We start from the raw sequence: 18,703 nt of genomic DNA, 5'->3' as shown, positions 1-18,703 counted from the left end.
GGTTACAGCGTACTGTCCGGCCCGCGCTCGCCGCGGCTCACCGGATTTTTCGCATCCGCACTCCATTCATACCAGCCGCCGTCGTACACCGCGACGCGCGGCCAGCCCATAGCGCGCGCGTACATAAAGGCTTCAGAAGCGCGCCAGCCAGTGCCGCAGTAGAACGCCACCTGTTGGGATGGCTGGATATGCCAGGCGCTCCACATGGCGGTGATGTCGTCGGCGCTGCGCATGGTGCCGTCCGGGTTATGGAAATCCTCCATGTGCGTGGCGTCACTGCCCGCATGGCCCCAGCGTGCACCCGCGATCTCGCCCATCGGCTTAATGTAGCTGTAGCCGCTGGTGGTGCCGATAAACTCCGGCCACGAGCGAATACTGACCAGCGAGGCATCCTGACGGTGCAGCAGGCCGCGCGCCTGTTGCATATCCAGCATCAACTGCGGTTGACCGGGGATCGGCGCGCCAAAATCCGGCGCGGGCTTGACGTTGCCCGGCGTGCCGCGCTCGACCGGCAGCCCGGCGTCGGCCCAGGCCTGCCAGCCGCCGTCCAGTAACCGGACATCCTTGACCCCGGCATACAGCAGGATCTGCGCCACGCGGGCGGCGGCATAGACATCGCGGCCATAGAGGATCACCGTCGTGTCATGGCGGATACCGTGTTTCGCCATCATCGCCTTGAGGTCGGCGTCTGACACCTTATTCCACAGCGGTTCGCTTTCAACTTCATTGGTATCGATATAGTCGGCGCCGGGAATATGGTTCAGCAGATAGAACTTCGGCGCGCCCCAGGCGGCTTCAATTACTTTCCACTCACCGGCAGGCGCGGCGGCGACGGTCTTACCCTGCTGCAGGTCGTGCAGCCACTGCGGGTAGACCAACTGTTCGAAATGGGCGAGCTTTTGCAGCCGTGTCGGCTGTTGCAGCGCATCGCTCAGCAGCGTCACGTGGGTCATGCCCGCTTTTTTCAGGCGCTCAGCGACGGCAGGATTATCGCTATCGTCGCCGTACAGCGCCAGCGGGGTCTCCGGCTTGAGCTGATGCTGCGTGATCCAGGCGGCGAGCTGCGTATCGCTCATGGCGGAAAGCCAACGGGCGGAAAGGTTGAGAGCGGCGGGTTCATGGCCCTGAGGGCCCTGCAGGCTTTGCGGCCAGCCGTTGTAGAAGGCGCTCTGTCGGGTATCAATAGCGATACCGTTTTGTTGTTGTAACTGCTTGAGTGATAACGAGGACGGAATATCAGCAGCAAAGGAAGAGGCGGTGGAGGTCAGCCCGATCAGCAGGGCCAGCGCGGTCAGTTGAGAAACACGTTTCATCGAATTGCCCGACGGTAGTTTGTGGAAACGCCATTCTGAACGCCGCCATGGTGAAAAACATTGCGCTGGCGCAGTTTAGCGCCAGCTTTCAAGCTGTAAGCAACGTCCGCCGGGGGGAATGTCCGCAGCATCGTGGGTGACCAGCACGACCGGGATGGACAGCCGTTTCAGCTCGGCGAACACCCACTGGCGAAAGCTGTCGCGCAGCGGAGCGTCGAGGCGGCTGAAGGGTTCGTCCATCAGCAGGGCTTCCGGCTGCGCCAGCATCGCCCGCAGCAGCGCGATGCGGGCGCGCTGGCCGCCGGACAGCGTGGCCGGGTCGCGGGCATAAAAACCGCCGAGCCCGGCCTTTTCCAGCGCCGCATCTACCCTCGCGCGACGCGCGTTGCCCCGGATGGCGGCAGGCAGCGCCAGCAGCAGGTTTTGCCCGACGCTGAAGTGATCGAACAGCAGCGCATCCTGAAACAAAATGCCGATATGCCGGGCGTGCGTCGGCAGCGTATCGCGGCGTGTACCGTTCAGCCGCAGTTCGCCCTGTGCGCGAAAGGCATCGGGCAGGGCGCCCGCTATCCACGCGAACAGGGTGGATTTCCCGCTGCCGGAGGTGCCCATCAGGGTGAGTGTCTCTCCTGGGCTGACGTCAAAACTGACGTTGCGCAGCAGCGGGCGTCCCGCCAGCGTTAATGAGAGCTGTGAAACACTGAGCATCAGCGCAGTCCTTGTCGATAGTGGCCCGCCAGGCGCAGCAGCAGGGCGATAAGCAAAAATACGGCGGTGGGCAGCAGCAGTTGCCAGAGCGCCTCGGCCGCCAGCAGGGCGGTATCCCCTCCGCTGCTTAGGGCCACCGCATCGGTCGTCAGGGTGGTAATGCGTCCGCCGCCGAGCCACAGCGTGGGTAAGTATTGCGCAATGCTCACCGAAAAACCCACCGCCAGCGCAGAGAGCAGCGGGCGCAGCATCTGCGGGCACAATACCTGCCAGAAAATCCGCCCGCGTCGCCAGCCCAGCGTGCGGGCGACCAGCGTCAGGCGTGGGTCGATGCGCCGCCATGCCGGGGCCATGACAAACAGCATCCACGGGAATACCCACAGCAGGTGTCCCCACAGCACGGTCAGCCACTGGCCATCCAGCACGCCCTGTAGCGCCAGCTGATACTGACCGGCCACCAGCGGCAGCGCGGGCAAGATCAGCGGCAGCCAGAGAAGGGTGTTGAGACGCGGATGGCCAAGCTCAAGCCAGGCCAGACACAGCAGGGCGCCGAGCAGCGCCGAGAGCGCCCCCAGCCACAGGCTGTTGAGCAGGCTTTCCGGCGACGGCGCCGTCAACCGTGAGGTTAACGCCAGCACGATGACGCACAGCAGCCCGCAGAGGGGCAAAAAAAAGGCGAAAAAACGTCCCGGCAGCGCCCGCGGTCGGGGATGGCGAACGCCGCTAAAATCAGGCACCCGGCGTCGCCAGCCGCGCCACAGCGTCAGCGCCAGCAGGGTGAGGACGGCAAGCATCGCCAGCAGCAGCAGACAGGCGAGCGCCCCTTTGGCCTGCTGCGCGTCGTCGCCCTGCGACAACCATTGCCAGGCGAGCACCGCCAGCGTCGGCGGATTCCCGGGGCCTAACACCTGCGCGACATCCACCACCGACAGCGTCCAGGCGGTGGTCGCCAGCAGCACAATGCGCAGTTGCGGCATCAGCTGCGGCAGCACCAGCCAGGCCAGGCACTGCCAGCGGCCGTAGCCCTGGCTTTGCAGCACCATCGCCTGCTCCGCCAGCCGCTTTTCACCTAGCAGCGCGTAGATAGCCCACAGCAAAAAGCCGCTCTCTTTCAGCGCCAGGGTCAGGCCGACGCCGACGCCGTAACGGTCCGGCGAGGCGCTGAGAAACGGCAGCCAGCGGTACAACGCGCCGCCTTCGGCAAACAGCAGCAGCGCGCAGGTGGCGAAGGCGACATGCGGGACGGCCAGCAGCAGCGGGAGGCGCGAGGAGAGCTGCCGCCATTGCCGCGACGGCCAGCAGGCGGCGATCGCGCTCAGGGCGATAAGCAGGGCGCCCGCGACGGCGATAAGCGTCGAGACCAGCGTGGCGGCAACGGCCTGCGGCAACTGTGGGTCGCCGAGCAGCGCCCGCCAGTGCTCCGCCGAAAAGGCGGGCGCCAGCAGCAGGCTCGCCCCCGGAATCAGGGGAAGATACAGCATCCCCACCGCACCCCACGCCAGCAGGGTTAATGCGTGCCGTAACGGCGCAGCCATTCCTGCTCCAGCGCGTTGACCCAGGCGGCGTGCGGCTCAGCCAGCACCGGCGGCGTTTTTTCACCGCTTTGCGGCACCAGCGCGGGCAGCTTAACCGGGTCCAGCACCGTCGGATCGCCCCAGATGGCCGGGTCGGCTTTGCGGCTTTGCGCCGCAGGCGAGAGGAGGAAATTGGCGACGACCTGCGCGCCCGCCGCCGCACGCGCGTTGGCGGGGATCGTCACGAAATGCACGTTGCCGAGCATGCCCTGGGTAAAGCCAAAGCTGTAGCTGTCGGCGGGAAGCTCGCCGGAGGTCGCTTTCTGCCGGGCGTGCATTGGGTTAAAGGTCAGCGACAGGCGCAGCGTGCCGTTCGCCAGCATGGTATCCATTTTCGCGGGTGAGGCCGGGAAATCCGTGCCTTTGCGCCATAAATTCGGGTGCAGTTTGTCCAGATACACCCACAGCGGCGCGGTAACGGCATCGAAGGTCTTGTCGTCTGGCGGTTGCTTCAGCGCGTCGGGCTGTGTGGTCTGGGTAATCAGCAACTGCTCAAGGAACGCGGTGCCGGTGAAGTCCGGCGGGCGGGGATAGGTGACCGTGCCCGGGTGCGCGCGGGCATAGCTCAGCAGCGCGTCGGCATCGGCCAGCGGGGCAGGCGTGTCGCTACGCCGGGCGATAAAGGTTAACTGCGCGCTGCCCCACGGCGACTCTGCGCCCCCGGTCGGCACCGAAAAGTCTTCCCGTACCGGTTTTTGCGTATCGACATAGCGCCAGTTGGGCAACTGTTCCGCCCAGCCGGTTTTCAGCAACCCGGCGGTTTTCAGGGCGCGGAAGTTTTCGCCGTTCACCCACAGCAGGTCGATGGAGCCATTGTGGGTGCGCCCGGCGCGAGTCTCGGTCTGAATGCGCTTGACCGCATCGGCGGCGTCGGCGATATGCACAATGCGTAAATCAATCGCGTAGTCGCGCTTTACTTCGCCGCTCACCCAGTCGAGGTAGCGGTTGACCGCCTGATCGCCGCCCCAGGCGTTGAACCAGACCGTCTGCCCACGGGCCTCGGTTTCGGTTTGCTGCCACTGACAGGCGGCCAGTAATGGACTGCTTGCCAGCAGCCCTGCCCATAAGATGCCATAACGCACACGGCGCATATTGTCTCCTTAGCGGTGAGTAAAGCGGGCCAGCAGCCAGCGGGAAAGCAGCGGCAGCAGGCCAATCAGGGCGAATGCCAGCAGCATGCCCACAGAGAGGATCTCGTTGAATGAATGTAGCTGAGCGGTCTGACGGCCTGCATTAAGATACACCAGCGTCGCTGGCAGCATGCCGAGCTGGCTGACCCACCAGTAGCGGGCGAGGCCGATACGGGTCAACCCGGCGAGCAGATTGACCATAAAAAAAGGAAACAGCGGCATCAGGCGCAGGGCGAACAGGTAGACCGCGCCGTCGCGGGCGACACCGGCATTCACCGCCGCCATCTGCTGCGGGAAGCGCGCCAGCACCCAGTCGGCCAGCAGATAGCGGCTGGCGAGCGTCGCCAGCAGGGCGCCGAGCGTTGAGGCGAACGACACCAGCAGCACTGCCTGCCAGAAGGGGAAAATCGCGCCGCCGAGCAGGGTTAAGAGCGTCGCGCCGGGAAACGACAGCGCCGTCACCAGCACGTAGAGCGCAAAATAGAGCACCGCCGCGAGGAACGGGTGCAGCGCGTGCCACTGCGCCGCCTGCGTCTGGAGGTGGCGCAGGGACTCAAGCGTCAGCAACTCACGGGGAATGCACAGCGCAGCGGCGAGGATCAGGGCTGCCAGCAACGCCAGCAGCACGCCTTTACGTAGGTTCAACGGCGGTTATTTGCCTTTAAACGTCGCCCAGACCGGGGCGTGATCGGAGGGTTTTTCCATGCCGCGGATCTCGTAGTCGATCCCGGTTTCGATGCAGTGCTGCGCCAGCGGCGAACTGGCCAGCAGCAGGTCTATGCGCAGGCCGCGGTTGTCGTCGAAACCTTTTGAACGGTAGTCAAACCACGAGAACTTATCCTGGGTGTCCGGATGCGCGTGACGGAAGGTATCCACCAGCCCCCAGTCCAGCAGCCGCGCCATCCACTCGCGCTCTTCCGGCAGGAACGAGCATTTGCCGGTACGCAGCCAGCGTTTGCGATTGTCGTCGCCGATGCCGATATCCAGGTCGGTCGGGCTGATATTCATATCGCCCATGATAAGCACCGGGTTCGCGTTGTTCAGCGCGGTGTTCAGGTAGTTTTGCAGGTTCTGGTAGAACAGCTCTTTCGCCGGGAACTTCAGCGGGTGGTCGCGGCTCTCACCCTGCGGGAAGTAGCCGTTGATCACGGTAACGTTGCCGAACGCCGACGGAATTTCCGCCATGATAATGCGGCGCTGGGCGTCTTCGGCGTCGTCCGGGAAACCGCGGCTCACGGAAACCGGCGCCTCTTTGGTCAGCAGCGCCACCCCATAGTGACCTTTCTGCCCGTGATAAAAGACGTTGTAGCCGAGCTTCGCCACGTCTTCGAGCGGGAACATATCGTCGTGAACTTTTGTCTCCTGTAAGCCGATTACGTCGGGCTGGTGTTTTTCGACGATGGCTTCCAGTTGATGAGGGCGGGCGCGCAGGCCGTTGATATTAAAAGAGACAAATTTCATAGTCACTGTCACTGTGCAGGGTGAATGGTGCAGGGATGGTAGCAGAAATTTCGCTGGCTGACCTCTTCCTGGACGGGTGCGGCGGTAAATTATCCGCCATACTTCCGTTATAGGCACAGAGTGCATTACACTGCGCGCTGCAAAATGTGAGTGTTGACTATTTATTAGGCGGTAAAGGCGATGCAAGGAACCATCACAACCTGGTTTGAAGATAAAGGGTTTGGCTTTATCAAAGATGAAAACGGCGAAAACCGCTATTTTCATGTGATAAAGGTTGCCAACCCTGACCTGATTAAGAAAGACGTGGCGGTCACCTTTGAGCCCACCACCAACAACAAAGGGCTGTCGGCGTATGCGGTGAAGGTTATCCCGGACAGCAAGTACATCTATATTGCCGGTGAGCGCCTCAAAATCACCGCCATCAAATCCTGGGTGGTGTTCAGCGAAGAAGAGCCGGTCGACACCAAAATCGATAAAGAGAATGCAGTGCTGTCGGTCGGGATGCTGATGAGCAGCATTCGCCCGAAAGCCACGGCCAATGCGGGCGAAATGCGCACGGTGAAAAAGCTGGCGGTCACCACCTTCCAGAACAAGACGCTGATCTTCTCCGAAGACGAAATTGACGTCGAAGAAACGGTCAAAATGCTCAAAAAAGTGCGTTAAGCCGTCGCCTGATGTCTGCCATTATCGATACCTTTATTGCCCCGCCATGCCATGACGAGATTGCGATCCTCTGGCAGGACGCGCATCTGGTGATTATCAATAAACCCGCGGGGCTGCTCAGCCTCTCGGGGAAAAACCCGCAAAATCTTGATTCGGTGCATCACCGGCTGGTGACGCTGTTTCCCGGCTGCACGCTGGTGCATCGCCTTGATTTCGGCACCTCCGGGCTGATGGTGGTGGCCCGCAATAAGGCGGTCAATGCCGCCCTGTGCCAGCAGTTCAGCCAGCGTACCGTGCGCAAAGTGTACAGCGCGCTGCTGTGCGGGCATCTGGCGGAGAACGAGGGGATGGTCGACGTGCCGATAGCCAAAGACCCGGCGCTGTTTCCGCGGATGTCGATTTGCGCGACCCACGGCAAACCGGCGCGCTCTCATTACCAGGTGGTGGAACGGCTGACGCAGGAGCGGGAGGACGGCGGGGAACTGCCACTGACGCGGGTGACGTTAACGCCGCAGACCGGGCGCACCCATCAGCTGCGCATTCACTGCCAGCAACTGGGGCACCCGATTTTAGGCTGCGACCTGTATGGCGGCCTTTTGCCGCCCTACAGCGAACGGACGCCGCGCCTGATGCTGCACGCCAGCGAGCTGCATTTTACGCATCCCGCCAGTGCAGAGCCGTTTAGCATCCGCAGCGACAGCCCGTTCTGACGCGGCTTACCACATCAAATCGTCGGGGATTTTGAAATCCGCATACGGATCGTCTTCGTCCTGCGCGTCCTGACTCAGCGCGCTGTGCAAGACAATACTGTCGGCATCGCGTTGGGCGATTTTATCGGCAACGGCGGCGGGGATGATGGCGTACTGCGCCTCGGCGTTGTTATCCACCATCAAACGGGCGATGGCGAGACGGCCGTTAATCAGCTGCGTCTGGGTCTGCTTATCGACCGCGACTTTTTTGATCAGGTTATTATCGGTGAAGTTAAAATCGATAGTCCCTTTGGCGACGGTGATGCGGTTCATCTCAATCAGCTGCTTCACCTGCGCTTTCAGCTCTTTTGACAACACCGCCTGTTTTTGCTGCTCGCTCAGCTGCTTATCGCGCTCAAGCTGCGCCTTTTTATTCTCTTCTACCGCCTCTCTGGCTTCACGCGCCTGCACGCGGGACTTTTTCGCCGTGCGCTGGACTTTGGCCATTTTCTTGCTGGTCACTAAACCGGCTTTCAGCATCTGCTCTTGTAAGGTGAGTTTTGTCATCGTGGTACCGAAACTAGGTGAATAATACCCAGGATTATACCTGTAATTGCGGCGGCTGTGTCAGGTTGCGGATTGGGATTTTCGCGTTAGCGGGCCGGGCGCATTGCCATGACTCACCGATTCGGATGTCAGGTTTGTTGCTGATAGTTTCAATTCGAATTAATTCAACTTCGAGCTATTTATCATCATTATTTGTGCGTTAAAAAATTGTATAGGATGAAAATCCCCGTCTACACTTGAATAAAAAACAATGCGTTGTGTGCTAAGCATTTAAAAGTTGTCACAATATCCAGTGAGGTCAACATGTCTGTCAGCATCAGAGATTTGCGATCGCTTGTCGAAGAACATTTAAAGTACACATTGTGTGTTAACTTAAATAAAGCCACCAACGGCGATGTGTTTAATGCTGTGGCGCTGGCGATTCGATATTTTCAGCAAGATCAATTTCTCTGTAGCCAGACCCGGCAACGCGCAGAAAAGAAAAAGCGCGTTTATTATCTGTCAATGGAGTTTCTGCTCGGGCAGTCATTACGCAATAACCTGATGAACATGAATTTGCTGAACGATATGCGTCAGGTTGTCACTGAACTGGGATTCGATTTCGACAATATTCTTGATGAAGAACCCGATGCCGCGCTGGGAAATGGCGGGTTAGGGCGCTTAGCCGCCTGTTTTATTGACTCGATGGCGACGCTGGATATCGCCGCGTCAGGCCACGGCATCAAATACGAATATGGCTTGTTCCGGCAATCGTTTCAGGATGGCCAGCAGGTAGAACATCCGGATGACTGGCATTCCATGCACTCCCCGTGGTTGGTTGAGCACCATACGCAACAAATGCTGATCCCGATTGGTGGTTATATTGAACACATCGATGATATCAATGGGAATTACAACCCGATGTGGATGGGGTGGAATACCATCATCGGTATTCCCAACGATTATTTCGTGTCGGGTTACCGGGGCAGTACCACGAATAAGCTCCGTTTATACTGTGCGGTGGCCTCCAACTCTTTTAATATTCATATTTTCAATCGTGGCGATTACATAAAAGCGGTCAGTGAAAAAATTGCTTCGGAGAATATTTCAAAAATACTCTATCCGTCGGATGAAGTCCTGACAGGTAAAGAACTGCGGCTCACTCAGGAATATTTCCTTGTGGCCTGCACCTTGCGCGATATTTTTCGTGAATACAGTGAAATTGAGTCGGATATTTCGTTACTGCCGCAACATGTCGCCATCCAGCTCAATGATACGCATCCTGCCCTGGCGGTTGTCGAGCTGATGCGGATGCTCGTCGACGAATATAACCTCCCCTGGCCGCAGGCCTGGGAGATCACGCAGAAAACCTGTGCTTACACCAACCATACGTTGATGCCCGAGGCGCTGGAAACCTGGCCGGTGGCGCTTTTTGAAAAACTCTTGCCGCGCCACCTGCAGATAATCTTTGAAATTAACCAGCGTTTTCTTGAGGACGTTGCGACGCGTTGGCCCGAACATCCCCATTTGTTGACGTCGTTGTCTCTGTTTGAGGGAGATAAGGACAAGCGTATCCGGATGGCCAATCTGGCTATCGTCGGAAGCCATCGGGTTAATGGGGTCGCGATGCTCCATTCGGAACTCATTAAAAAACATCTGGTGCCTGATTTTTACTTTATTACTCCCGAGAAATTCATTAATCAGACAAACGGCGTCACACCGCGTCGCTGGTTGCAGCAGGCTAACCCAGGTCTTGCCACGTTTCTCAACCAGCAACTGGGCGCCAGGTGGCCGACGGATTTGCATTTGCTGCGCAAGTTAGAGAAAAAGGGCGATGATCCCGCGGTTATCGATCAAATTCGCGCCATCAAATTCAACAACAAATCCGCGCTTAGCCAGATTGTGTCGCACCGTTATGGCATCACGCTGGATCCCATGGCGATGTTTGATTGCCAGGTAAAACGCATTCACGAGTACAAGCGCCAACTGCTGAATATTCTGCATGTCATCTCCCTCTACCTGGATATCAAAGAACACGGGAAAACCATTGCGCCCAAAGTGCATCTCTTCGCCGGCAAGGCGGCACCGGGCTACCGGATGGCAAAACTCATTATTCAGCTGATCAATACGGTCGCCAAAAAAATCAACAGCGATCCACGTATTGCCGGGCAGCTGAAAGTCGTTTTTCTGGAGGATTACAAAGTCTCGTTGGCCGAATGCATCATTCCGGCAACTGACCTTTCGGAACAGATTTCGACCGCAGGGACTGAAGCATCCGGCACCAGCAACATGAAGTTTGCCCTCAATGGCGCATTAACGATAGGGACGTACGATGGCGCGAATATTGAAATCCGCAATGCCGTAGGGGCGGATAACTTCTATCTGTTTGGCGCGGTTGCAGAAGAGATCAATGAACGCCGACACCATGGCGATAATAACCGCTTTTATCAGCAGAATAATCCGCGAATCGCCCATATCGTGGATACGCTTATTTCTGGGGTATTTACCTCCGATCGCGATATTTTTGCGCCGTTACACCAGATGCTGACAACGGCGGATAATTATTGCCATCTGCTGGATTTTGACAGCTATTGCCTGGCGCAACAGCAGGCGATGGCGGATTTTGAACATCCGCGCCAGTGGCATCAGAAAGCATTGTTAAATATTAGCCGGATGGGCGAGTTTTCCAGTGACAGAACCATTCAGGGATATGCAAAGGATATTTGGGGAATTCATTGCTAACACAGTGGTTGACGGTATGGATCAAAAACCCGAATTAACGCTTTTGATTGTTGATGACTCGAAAAGCTACCGACATTTGTTGGCGAATATCCTGAGCCAGTGGGGATACCATGTTTTACACGCTGAGGATGGCCTGCATGCGCTCAGGATACTGAATGAAAACAGTATCAATGTCGTGATAACTGACTGGGAAATGCCGGAAATGGACGGCGGCGAGTTATGTCGGCAGGTGCGACGGCATGATTACGGTCACTACATTTACATTATTCTGGTCACCGCCCGGCAAACCACAGACGATTTAGTGTTAGGGCTGGAGTCCGGCGCGGATGATTTTTTATCAAAGCCGATTCATCAAAGCCAGCTCCGCGCCAGGCTGCATGTCGCCGAGCGTATCCTGATGCTGGAAAATAAGCTTGAGGTGCGAAACCAGCGTTTGAGCACCGCGTATCAGCAAATCGAGCAAGACCTGCAGGCCGCCGCCCGTCTGCAACGTCGCGTATTACCGGCCACCGCGCTGAGTTTTGAAGGGTATCAGGCTGACTGGATATTTTTGCCTTCAGCGTATGTCTCCGGAGATTTATTGAATTATTTCATGCTCGATAAGCATCACATCGCGTTTTATAGCATTGATGTGGCAGGCCATGGGGTAAGTGCCGCGATGCTGTCACTGGCGGTGTCCCGGGAGTTTCTTTCCGGTCGGATTAATGAACGATTATTAATTGTTGAAGGACAGATTGTGCCGCCGCATGACGTTGTCGCTGCGCTGAATCAGCGTTTCTGTCTGGATAACGAAGATATTACCAGCTATTTCACGCTTATCTACGGGCTCATTGATACCCGAACGGGAAAGGGGGCGCTTTGCCAGGCTGGCCATCCAACCCCTTTTATTATTCGTCAACAAGGAGAACTTGTTTCCGTGGGGCATGGCGGGGTACCTGTGGGGCTCTTCCCGGACTCAGAATACCAGAGTTGTGATTTCTCACTTGAGCCAGGCGACCGTCTCTATTTATACAGTGACGGGATTAGCGAATGTGAGAATCATGACGGAGAATTATACGGTGAGGCGCGGTTACAAAAAATGATGATGGATCTGCGCGATAAAGATAAAGCAGAGCTGTTTCAATGTGTTGAAGATGCTCTGGTACGCTGGTGCCAGCCTGAACCGCAGGAGCGCACCGAATATTCACGGTTTTTTAATGACGATATTTCATTAGTGGCGATAGAACGTATCGCGTAATTTCTGGAACAAATACCGAGGACTACCATGAACTTTGAAATGCACAGTGAAAATGGCGTAGAGATTGTTGTTCCCTTGGTTCGCAGGCTGGATGCGTCGGTCGCACTGACCTTTAAACAGCAGGTGCTGGAGGTTATCGGGCAGAACAACAACAATGTCTTGCTGGATTTTAGCCACGTCGATTTTATTGACAGTAGCTGTCTCGGCGCATTGGTCTCGATACTCAAGAGTTTAAACGGCAAGGGTGAACTGGTGTTATGTTCGCTCAACGTCAATATTCACAACCTCTTTAAGCTGACCCGAATGGATCGTATTTTTTCTATTAAGGATAATCGTCAGGATGCTTTACAGATGTTGATGAGCTGATATCACAGCGCTTTTTCGGTGAATAATGATGGAAAAAGTTAATACGGTATTTCGCTTACCCACATCGCTCGATAATCTGGAAACGCTGAGCAGCGCCATACGGCAATTTATCGCGCAGCTTGAACTCGACCCGGCCGTGGTTTATCAACTCGAGTTAGCCACCTGCGAAGCCTTCAGCAATATTGTCAGGCATGGCGTAAACCACGATCCCGGACAGTATGTTGGGGTCACGCTGTCCTACGCCGAAGGCGGGGTGGAGATCGTGCTTTCGGATTGCGGTAAGCCTATCCCCCAGGCCGTATTGCATGCCCTGGAGGGCCGTTCAAAATCCCTTCCCGCGCCCGACCCGCGCCGGCAGGCGACCTGGCCGGAGCGGGGAATGGGTCTGAAGCTGATTTTTGCCATGATGGACGATGTCAGCTATCGTTCGCTGGAAGGGCGCAATGAGCTTATCCTGATTAAACATGTCTGAGCGCATGGTGCCTCCTGGCAGAGAAATGTCTGCGGGTTTATTTAGCCGTTTTATTCGTCTCCCATTATGGCGAGCAGTTCGTTACGCAGTTGCTGGCACAACGGTTCCAGCTGCGTTTGTTGATGAGTGACAGGCCCTATTTCCTGTTCGATGGCGGCCAGCTCAATGATTTTCAGGCAGTTTTCCAGCGGTTTGCAGACAAAATGCAGCGTTTCGCCTTTAAAGCGATGCGCGCTACGCCGAATGTCATCGAAGGACTGTCGGGAAATGGCCGCATTAATTTCGGCCAGCAGATGAGGAAGTTCATCAATAAACATCATCGCCAACTCATCAAACAATTGCCGGTCATTGTTTAACTGGGCGAGCGCTGCCGCAAGGTCAAATGCCGGGATGACAGGCGCTCCTGAGGTCATGACCGCGTCAATCTCTTCGGCTAACAGATCCAGGCGAATGGGCTTGGCAATGTAACCGTCAAAGCCGTGTTGCAGAAATCGTTCCCTGTCACCTTTCATTGCGTGTGCGGTCATGGCGATAATCGGTTGTCGCGGTGCGCCTGCGGGCAATTGTTCCTCCGCCTGCCGAATGGCCGTGACCGTTTCGACGCCATCCATATCCGGCATCTGCAAATCCATCAGAATTACGTCGTACCGGGCGTTGCCGATTTTTTCGATAACCTCCAGACCATTACTGGCGAGGTCGGCGCTGTGGCCTAATTTCCCCACAAAATTGAGGGCCAGTTTCTGATTCACCAGATTATCTTCAGCGATCAGAATATGGTAATGCACGGATGTTAAGGCGGGGGCGGCCGGGGACGCGCTGATATTCCCGGTGATGCCCGGCGCCGGTGACATTGACGAAAATGCCTGCACCATGGTTTCAAACAGTTCTTTCGCATCAATCGGCTTAGTGAGAAAGAAAGCGACGCCCACTTTTTTAAGGACGTCTTTGTCGATGCGATTGCCTGTGGAACTGAGCATGATTAACTTGCTTTGCCGCAGCGCAGGGGTGGACATAATTTCCAGCGCCAGCGCCATACCATCCATTTCCGGCATTTGGGCATCTAACAGCACCAGTGGGAACGCCGGGCTGGCGTTCATGATGTCCAGCGCCTCTTTTCCCGAATTTGCGGCGACGGGTCTTAGCCCCATGTTGCGCAGTAGCCCCGAGAGCAGGCGCAGATTGGTGTCATTATCATCCACGACTAAAATATCTGTGCCCGCGAGCGTCGGAGGCCAGGACAATAATTTTTTGCGCGCGCCCGGCAACACGGGCAGCGAAAAATAGAAGCAGCTCCCCTGGCCGACCTGGCTTGTCAGGTGTAGCTCGCCACCCATTTTCTCCACCAGTCTTGAGGAGATGGTTAACCCTAACCCGGTACCACCATACTTTCGGGTCGTCGAGTTATCGGCCTGGCTAAACGAGTCAAAAATAACTTTTTGTTTATCTTCAGGTATGCCGATCCCGCTATCATGAATGCTAAATTGCAGCCGGCAGGGCGCTTCAGGCGCGGGTAAAATACGCAATACGACTTCACCGTGAAGGGTGAATTTCAGCGCATTACCGATAAGATTAGTCAGCACCTGCCGTAAACGCAGCGGATCGCCGTGGATCTCAATGGCTACGTCAGGGTGAATATCCACCAGCAACTCAATGTTTTTCTCAGAAAATTTTGGCGTTAATGGCCGGGTAATTTCCTGAATCAGTGGGCGGATGGCGAAGTCTTCTGCATTTAAGGTGAGTTTTCCTGCTTCAATTTTGGAAAAATCCAAAATTTCATTAATGATATTCAGCAGCGCGCTGGCCGAACTGTGCGCCATATTAATATAGTCGCGCTGGTCGGGGGTCAGATCCGTTTCCAGGCAAAGCTGCGTCATGCCCAGAATACCGTTCATGGGGGTACGAATTTCGTGGCTCATATTGGCCAGAAATTCGCTTTTGGCCTGATTCGCGGCTTTTGCTGCTTCAACGGCCTGACGGGAGGCGGCTTCAGCGTTTTTTTGCTCGGTAATATCCTGCAAGGTGCCAATGACTTTTTGTGCCGAGCCCTGCAAGTTCAGAGTCACGATTTGCCCTTGTATCAGCATCCATCCGTACGTTTCATCGGCGCGTAGCACCCGCATTTCACAGGTGAAAATGGGCAGTACTGCCCGTGTTGCGTGATGAATACTTTGATTCAGGTGCGTCAGGTCTTCCGGATGGAAGGCTTTCGTCCATAAATCAATCGTCAGGACGGTCTTTTCACGCTGGATCCCCAGCAGTAACAGCAGCGCCTCATTCACCTGTAGTTCATCGGCCAGGTATTCCCACTCCCAGATGCCAATATGCGACGTTTCTGCGGCCAGAATAAAATCGCTATGCAGACGCTGTTCATTTTTGACAATATCGGCATAGCGGCTGATATCGGTATGCGTGCTGATAATACCGCCTTCGGTCGTCCGCTGATATTGAATGTAGAGCGTGCGTTTTGTCACCCGCCGGACTTCATAGTGATTATTCCGGCGATAGTTAGCCAGCATGGATGCCATCATTCGCTTTTTACTTTCGGCATGTATTGCCGGGTAAGCGATTTCCAGCGACAGGCGCAGGACATCGGTGAGCTGCACGCCCTGGTGCAGCCAGTCTGTCAGCGCGGGGTAGTACTCAATAAAACGGTGATTCCAGTATTGTAAGTTTTCCTGCTCATCATAAATGGCCAGCGCGACATTCGGCGCGTTTAGCGCTGCATGCAGTTTCTCATGGCTTATCATGAGGGCTCCTCCTGAGTGGGAGGTTTATGGTAGAGCTCAGCCTGCCGGCGCATAAATTCGAGGCCCGGGGCTAATACCACCGCCCAGGCGGTGATAATTTCTTCATCGCATTCCGGGTCAAGATCCCGGACGGTTTGCAGCACCGCTTTGCGCCATAGCGCATAGGCGGAAGGGGGCAGGTTGAGATTTTGCGGGTTGCTTTCCCGGGTTATTTGCACAAGGTAGTCGGCGACGATATGCGTATTGGCGACGGAAAGCATATAGAAAAAGGTTTTGTAGATAATTTTTTGCTTTTCCAGGCGCCGGGCAATGGAAAGCGGGGTGGTTTCATCATCCGTACTTTTGGAAAACAGCATATAGAAATGGGTGAAAAAGCGATCTCCCTTATCGCTGGGCAAAATTCGGGCATAGCTGTTATTGAACAATTCCTCGTAATTAATCCCCATTCAATCCCCCTTTCTTTATCGCCTGCGGATTTCTCTGTGCGGGCAGACAATGGCGCGGCCAGCTAAACATGTCCTGCATCTGGGCTTTAAGATAACCGGTGTGTTTAAACAGCATAGCCTCAAAAGCGTATTCGTCGTCAGGATGTCGGTGTAATTGTATCCTGCATGTTTATGTCGTCCTGGCGGTGAGCCAGTGTGTGGCGTTAACGCCTGGTTTTCCCTGCTCTGCCACGCGCCCCAGCCCGAGGGCCGGGGCGCGTGGCAGAGCAGGGCAAGACAGGTGCCGATACGGCCCAGCAGCGCCATTTTTTGCAACAGATCGCTGCATTCAATCAGGGTTTCCGCAAAGCGGTCGCAGCAATCGGCCAGATCGGTAAAATCCGTGGCGGCGCTGAAGGGGATGGTCAGTAGATCGTTATTGGGATCGAGGAATGTAGCCATAGAGGCAGCCTCCACTAAGTGATATGTAGATACTGCCAGCGGAGAGGTCAATCTCACGGGTGGCGGACCGGGCGGGGTTGACCTTACCGGCCTTAGTGACACCGGCGCGTCTTGCGACGCCCCGCCCGGCCTACCATTGAGGTGTAGCCGTGCGCACGACACAAAAAAGGCGCAGACGCGCCATTGTGTCGTCACTAAGGTTAACATTCAGGAGGCTAATCCCGACACCTGATTTTGCAGGTGCGGCGTGAGGGTACTGCGGTTGGAGGGAGGGGGACAAGGTTGATTTAGGACTTTTGTGTGTGGGAGTGGGTTCTGGTCGTCCGGTAAGAGCGAGGAGCGGATGTTTAGCTTGCAGCAAGACGGTGGCAACATTGCAATATTTTGTATTAGCTCAGATTTGATCTAACCCTATTACGGCACAGAGCTAAACCTAACCAGACAACCAGCTCTGTGCAAATAGCAGAAGCTATCGCATGGATATTATTATGTACTTTTACAAACATAATGTTTGCGACAATAAAATGGCCAAATGATCCAAGTGTGATTGTCTTCATTGCCTAAGCGTATAAATCTAAACTCCAAATCGTAAATGTGTTGGATATGGTGGGTCAAGGCCATTAAAGATGTTGTATAAGGAATAATTTACGAAGGCTTGCCTGAAAGCCTTCGTCATAATATATTGTATTGAAAGGCTATTTCTCGCCCATTGAACTCAATACCTTCATCGCGTCAGCTGTGTCATCATATGCCACAAAAATATGGTCGTGATAATACCCGGCCACAACGTTACAGCTGATTCCTCTATCAGCGAGTGCACGGGAAAATGCTGCCGTCAAGCCAACAGCTGCTAGAGAAGAGTGAATTTTTAATGTGATCCAGCTGGCCACATATTCATAGTCTACTCCGTGCTGATCGGCGATTTCCTTGGGCAATACGAGAGTTACCCCCTCAGCTTCACGCATAGTAACCACTGCGAATTCTGTTAGCTCACGAGAAGGAGACTTAAGAGTAGAAAATACATATTTTCCTGGATTATGTTCTGGGCTGGCATGTTGAAGCAATACGATGAGGTTGTTTTCACCAGACATTATTTACCCTTTTTAAAGATGTAAGAAAGGCATATTTAACACCACCCTGACCATTAAAGTAAATTATATTACTTAATATGGCATTAGCTTATCTTATAACAAGTGCACTTGATTAATTTCTATGCTAAATAAAAAATGCCCGCAACGCTGAAACATATTTTTACCTTCAAGAAGTGATATTCATCGATTTTGCTTAACTGATAAATTTTATAGTTTTTGAGAGGCATAACGGCAGACGGTCGAAGGTCAGCTGTGAGCGGACCACATTACCTGAAGAAAAGCATCATTGATAGATAATGTCGGGACAGCTCATGCTAAAAAATGTATAACTTTTCTTTTCATAGACGATTAAGAAGGGCTTTTAATGGTTGCGGTTGAGGAAATAAAAATGAAGTATCCAGGCGCAGATGCCTGGCAAATGGGTGACAGCCCGGAACTGGCTAGCGAGCTTGCGGACCTGATCAAAAAAGGGATCAAAACGGCCTCTTGCGGATCTTTTGCCTCTTACCAGCAGGAAGAATCTGCCCCGAGGATTGGGAGTTATAACATTATTCTTGATGGCCAGAATGTTCCGGTCTGCGTGATCAGGCTGGTTTCAATGCGACTGGTACGTTTTTGTGATGTGACTGAGGCGTTCGCCCGTAAAGAAGGTGAAGGCGATTTAAGCCTTGAATACTGGCAGAAAGAGCATCAGCGTTTTTTCACCCGCGAAGGCCATTTTTCTGAAGATATGGAGTTGATCGCAGAAGAATTTGAAGTGGTTGAGATGCTGTAAGACGGGATAAACGGGCTGACGTTTTATCAATTGCCATTTATAACAATGTCCGCTGCAGCACGAAGCGGACTAACTTACTGAGAAGAAAGTCCGCTCTGAGCGAAGAGCAGAGGTTGGCGGTTATAACACAAATCAGGGTCAGGTATCCAATGGGTGCTGTTCCAGAACCGTATTGGCAACAGGATTTATACTTAATTCCAGATGTTCCGGGTGAAGATGGGAACCACAGCCTGGCGTGCCTCGCAGGCTATGTCATCAAAACTTAACCAAAGAGAAAATCATGAGAAAAATAGTTTCGTTTG

General features: G+C 54.9%; 18 protein-coding genes. 7 read left to right on the top strand and 11 right to left on the bottom strand.

Translation table 11 applies throughout. The features are described 5' to 3' along the window. Positions 1-2: 2 nt before the first annotated feature. From JO226_RS01110 to xthA, 6 genes are all read right to left on the bottom strand, one after another. Complete coding sequence (locus tag JO226_RS01110; protein ID WP_293478323.1) at positions 3-1,313, bottom strand: sulfurtransferase; 1,311 nt, start codon at positions 1,311-1,313, stop codon at positions 3-5. A gap of 75 nt (positions 1,314-1,388) precedes the next feature. Next, positions 1,389-2,021 carry an ATP-binding cassette domain-containing protein gene (locus tag JO226_RS01105; protein WP_293478321.1) on the bottom strand — a complete coding sequence of 211 codons (633 nt, stop codon included), beginning with the start codon at positions 2,019-2,021 and terminating at the stop codon, positions 1,389-1,391. After that, entirely contained in the window at positions 2,021-3,556 is a 1,536-nt protein-coding gene (locus JO226_RS01100; protein ID WP_293478319.1) for an ABC transporter permease subunit, read from the bottom strand. Before JO226_RS01100 ends, JO226_RS01105 begins: the two co-directional genes overlap by 1 nt. Further along, entirely contained in the window at positions 3,529-4,686 is a 1,158-nt protein-coding gene (locus tag JO226_RS01095) for an ABC transporter substrate-binding protein (protein WP_293478317.1), read from the bottom strand. The genes JO226_RS01100 and JO226_RS01095 overlap by 28 nt, the downstream gene beginning before the upstream one ends. 9 nt (positions 4,687-4,695) lie before the next feature. After that, positions 4,696-5,370 (bottom strand): TVP38/TMEM64 family protein, encoded by a 675-nt coding sequence (locus JO226_RS01090; RefSeq protein ID WP_293478315.1) that lies wholly within the window; start codon positions 5,368-5,370, stop codon positions 4,696-4,698. A 6-nt stretch (positions 5,371-5,376) separates the two neighbouring features. Then, positions 5,377-6,186 (bottom strand): exodeoxyribonuclease III, encoded by an 810-nt coding sequence (xthA, locus tag JO226_RS01085; RefSeq protein ID WP_293478313.1) that lies wholly within the window; start codon positions 6,184-6,186, stop codon positions 5,377-5,379. A gap of 180 nt (positions 6,187-6,366) precedes the next feature. Here xthA and JO226_RS01080 point away from each other — a divergent pair, with 180 nt between their 5' ends. After that, on the top strand, positions 6,367-6,849 hold the full coding sequence (locus tag JO226_RS01080; RefSeq protein ID WP_293478311.1) for a cold-shock protein: 483 nt from the start codon (positions 6,367-6,369) through the stop codon (positions 6,847-6,849). A gap of 11 nt (positions 6,850-6,860) precedes the next feature. Then, positions 6,861-7,559 (top strand): RluA family pseudouridine synthase, encoded by a 699-nt coding sequence (locus JO226_RS01075; protein WP_293478309.1) that lies wholly within the window; start codon positions 6,861-6,863, stop codon positions 7,557-7,559. 6 nt (positions 7,560-7,565) lie between these two features. Here the strand turns inward: JO226_RS01075 and JO226_RS01070 are convergent, their stop codons facing one another. After that, complete coding sequence (locus JO226_RS01070; protein WP_293478307.1) at positions 7,566-8,105, bottom strand: DUF2058 domain-containing protein; 540 nt, start codon at positions 8,103-8,105, stop codon at positions 7,566-7,568. Positions 8,106-8,408: 303 nt separating this feature from the next. Here JO226_RS01070 and JO226_RS01065 point away from each other — a divergent pair, with 303 nt between their 5' ends. Genes JO226_RS01065 through JO226_RS01050 form a run of 4 tightly spaced genes read left to right on the top strand, consistent with a single transcriptional unit; the run spans position 8,409 to position 12,901 of the window. Beyond that, entirely contained in the window at positions 8,409-10,826 is a 2,418-nt protein-coding gene (locus tag JO226_RS01065) for a glycogen/starch/alpha-glucan phosphorylase (RefSeq protein ID WP_293478305.1), read from the top strand. Positions 10,827-10,842: 16 nt separating this feature from the next. Further along, entirely contained in the window at positions 10,843-12,063 is a 1,221-nt protein-coding gene (locus tag JO226_RS01060; protein WP_293478303.1) for a PP2C family protein-serine/threonine phosphatase, read from the top strand. Positions 12,064-12,090: 27 nt separating this feature from the next. Beyond that, positions 12,091-12,429, top strand: a complete 339-nt coding sequence (locus JO226_RS01055; RefSeq protein WP_293478301.1) for an STAS domain-containing protein — start codon at positions 12,091-12,093, stop codon at positions 12,427-12,429. Between the two features lie 25 nt (positions 12,430-12,454). After that, positions 12,455-12,901: an ATP-binding protein gene (locus JO226_RS01050; RefSeq protein WP_293478299.1), complete on the top strand. Its 447-nt coding sequence runs from the start codon at positions 12,455-12,457 to the stop codon at positions 12,899-12,901. Positions 12,902-12,951: 50 nt separating this feature from the next. Here JO226_RS01050 and JO226_RS01045 read toward each other — a convergent pair whose 3' ends face one another. From JO226_RS01045 to JO226_RS01030, 4 genes are all read right to left on the bottom strand, one after another. Further along, the gene (locus JO226_RS01045; RefSeq protein ID WP_293478297.1) at positions 12,952-15,648 is read right to left on the bottom strand and encodes a response regulator; all 2,697 of its coding nucleotides are present in this window, start codon (positions 15,646-15,648) and stop codon (positions 12,952-12,954) included. Then, on the bottom strand, positions 15,645-16,094 hold the full coding sequence (locus JO226_RS01040) for a Globin (protein ID WP_293478295.1): 450 nt from the start codon (positions 16,092-16,094) through the stop codon (positions 15,645-15,647). Before JO226_RS01040 ends, JO226_RS01045 begins: the two co-directional genes overlap by 4 nt. A 15-nt stretch (positions 16,095-16,109) precedes the next feature. Then, positions 16,110-16,535, bottom strand: coding sequence for a hypothetical protein (locus JO226_RS01035; RefSeq protein ID WP_293478293.1), 426 nt, complete (start codon positions 16,533-16,535; stop codon positions 16,110-16,112). A gap of 695 nt (positions 16,536-17,230) precedes the next feature. Further along, positions 17,231-17,626, bottom strand: a complete 396-nt coding sequence (locus JO226_RS01030) for an ACT domain-containing protein (protein ID WP_293478291.1) — start codon at positions 17,624-17,626, stop codon at positions 17,231-17,233. A 364-nt stretch (positions 17,627-17,990) separates the two neighbouring features. Here JO226_RS01030 and JO226_RS01025 point away from each other — a divergent pair, with 364 nt between their 5' ends. Continuing rightward, positions 17,991-18,401 carry an ASCH domain-containing protein gene (locus JO226_RS01025; RefSeq protein WP_293478289.1) on the top strand — a complete coding sequence of 137 codons (411 nt, stop codon included), beginning with the start codon at positions 17,991-17,993 and terminating at the stop codon, positions 18,399-18,401. Positions 18,402-18,703: the final 302 nt, after the last annotated feature.

Origin of the sequence: Pluralibacter sp. (genome assembly GCF_019237635.1) — a bacterium.
Taxonomy (GTDB): Bacteria; Pseudomonadota; Gammaproteobacteria; order Enterobacterales; family Enterobacteriaceae; genus Enterobacter_B.
Note: the sequence above shows the minus strand (reverse complement) of the source record. Positions and strands in the feature narration are given on the sequence as shown.

Coding starts and splice junctions, on each gene's coding strand:
- JO226_RS01045 (WP_293478297.1), bottom strand. CDS start 15,648: ATGATAAGCCATGAGAAACTGCATGCAGCGCTAAACGCGCCGAATGTC.
- JO226_RS01070 (WP_293478307.1), bottom strand. CDS start 8,105: ATGACAAAACTCACCTTACAAGAGCAGATGCTGAAAGCCGGTTTAGTG.
- JO226_RS01065 (WP_293478305.1), top strand. CDS start 8,409: ATGTCTGTCAGCATCAGAGATTTGCGATCGCTTGTCGAAGAACATTTA.
- JO226_RS01055 (WP_293478301.1), top strand. CDS start 12,091: ATGAACTTTGAAATGCACAGTGAAAATGGCGTAGAGATTGTTGTTCCC.
- JO226_RS01105 (WP_293478321.1), bottom strand. CDS start 2,021: ATGCTCAGTGTTTCACAGCTCTCATTAACGCTGGCGGGACGCCCGCTG.
- JO226_RS01025 (WP_293478289.1), top strand. CDS start 17,991: ATGGTTGCGGTTGAGGAAATAAAAATGAAGTATCCAGGCGCAGATGCC.
- JO226_RS01035 (WP_293478293.1), bottom strand. CDS start 16,535: ATGGCTACATTCCTCGATCCCAATAACGATCTACTGACCATCCCCTTC.
- JO226_RS01095 (WP_293478317.1), bottom strand. CDS start 4,686: ATGCGCCGTGTGCGTTATGGCATCTTATGGGCAGGGCTGCTGGCAAGC.
- JO226_RS01030 (WP_293478291.1), bottom strand. CDS start 17,626: ATGTCTGGTGAAAACAACCTCATCGTATTGCTTCAACATGCCAGCCCA.
- xthA (WP_293478313.1), bottom strand. CDS start 6,186: ATGAAATTTGTCTCTTTTAATATCAACGGCCTGCGCGCCCGCCCTCAT.
- JO226_RS01100 (WP_293478319.1), bottom strand. CDS start 3,556: ATGGCTGCGCCGTTACGGCACGCATTAACCCTGCTGGCGTGGGGTGCG.
- JO226_RS01060 (WP_293478303.1), top strand. CDS start 10,843: ATGGATCAAAAACCCGAATTAACGCTTTTGATTGTTGATGACTCGAAA.
- JO226_RS01080 (WP_293478311.1), top strand. CDS start 6,367: ATGCAAGGAACCATCACAACCTGGTTTGAAGATAAAGGGTTTGGCTTT.
- JO226_RS01050 (WP_293478299.1), top strand. CDS start 12,455: ATGATGGAAAAAGTTAATACGGTATTTCGCTTACCCACATCGCTCGAT.
- JO226_RS01110 (WP_293478323.1), bottom strand. CDS start 1,313: ATGAAACGTGTTTCTCAACTGACCGCGCTGGCCCTGCTGATCGGGCTG.
- JO226_RS01075 (WP_293478309.1), top strand. CDS start 6,861: ATGTCTGCCATTATCGATACCTTTATTGCCCCGCCATGCCATGACGAG.
- JO226_RS01040 (WP_293478295.1), bottom strand. CDS start 16,094: ATGGGGATTAATTACGAGGAATTGTTCAATAACAGCTATGCCCGAATT.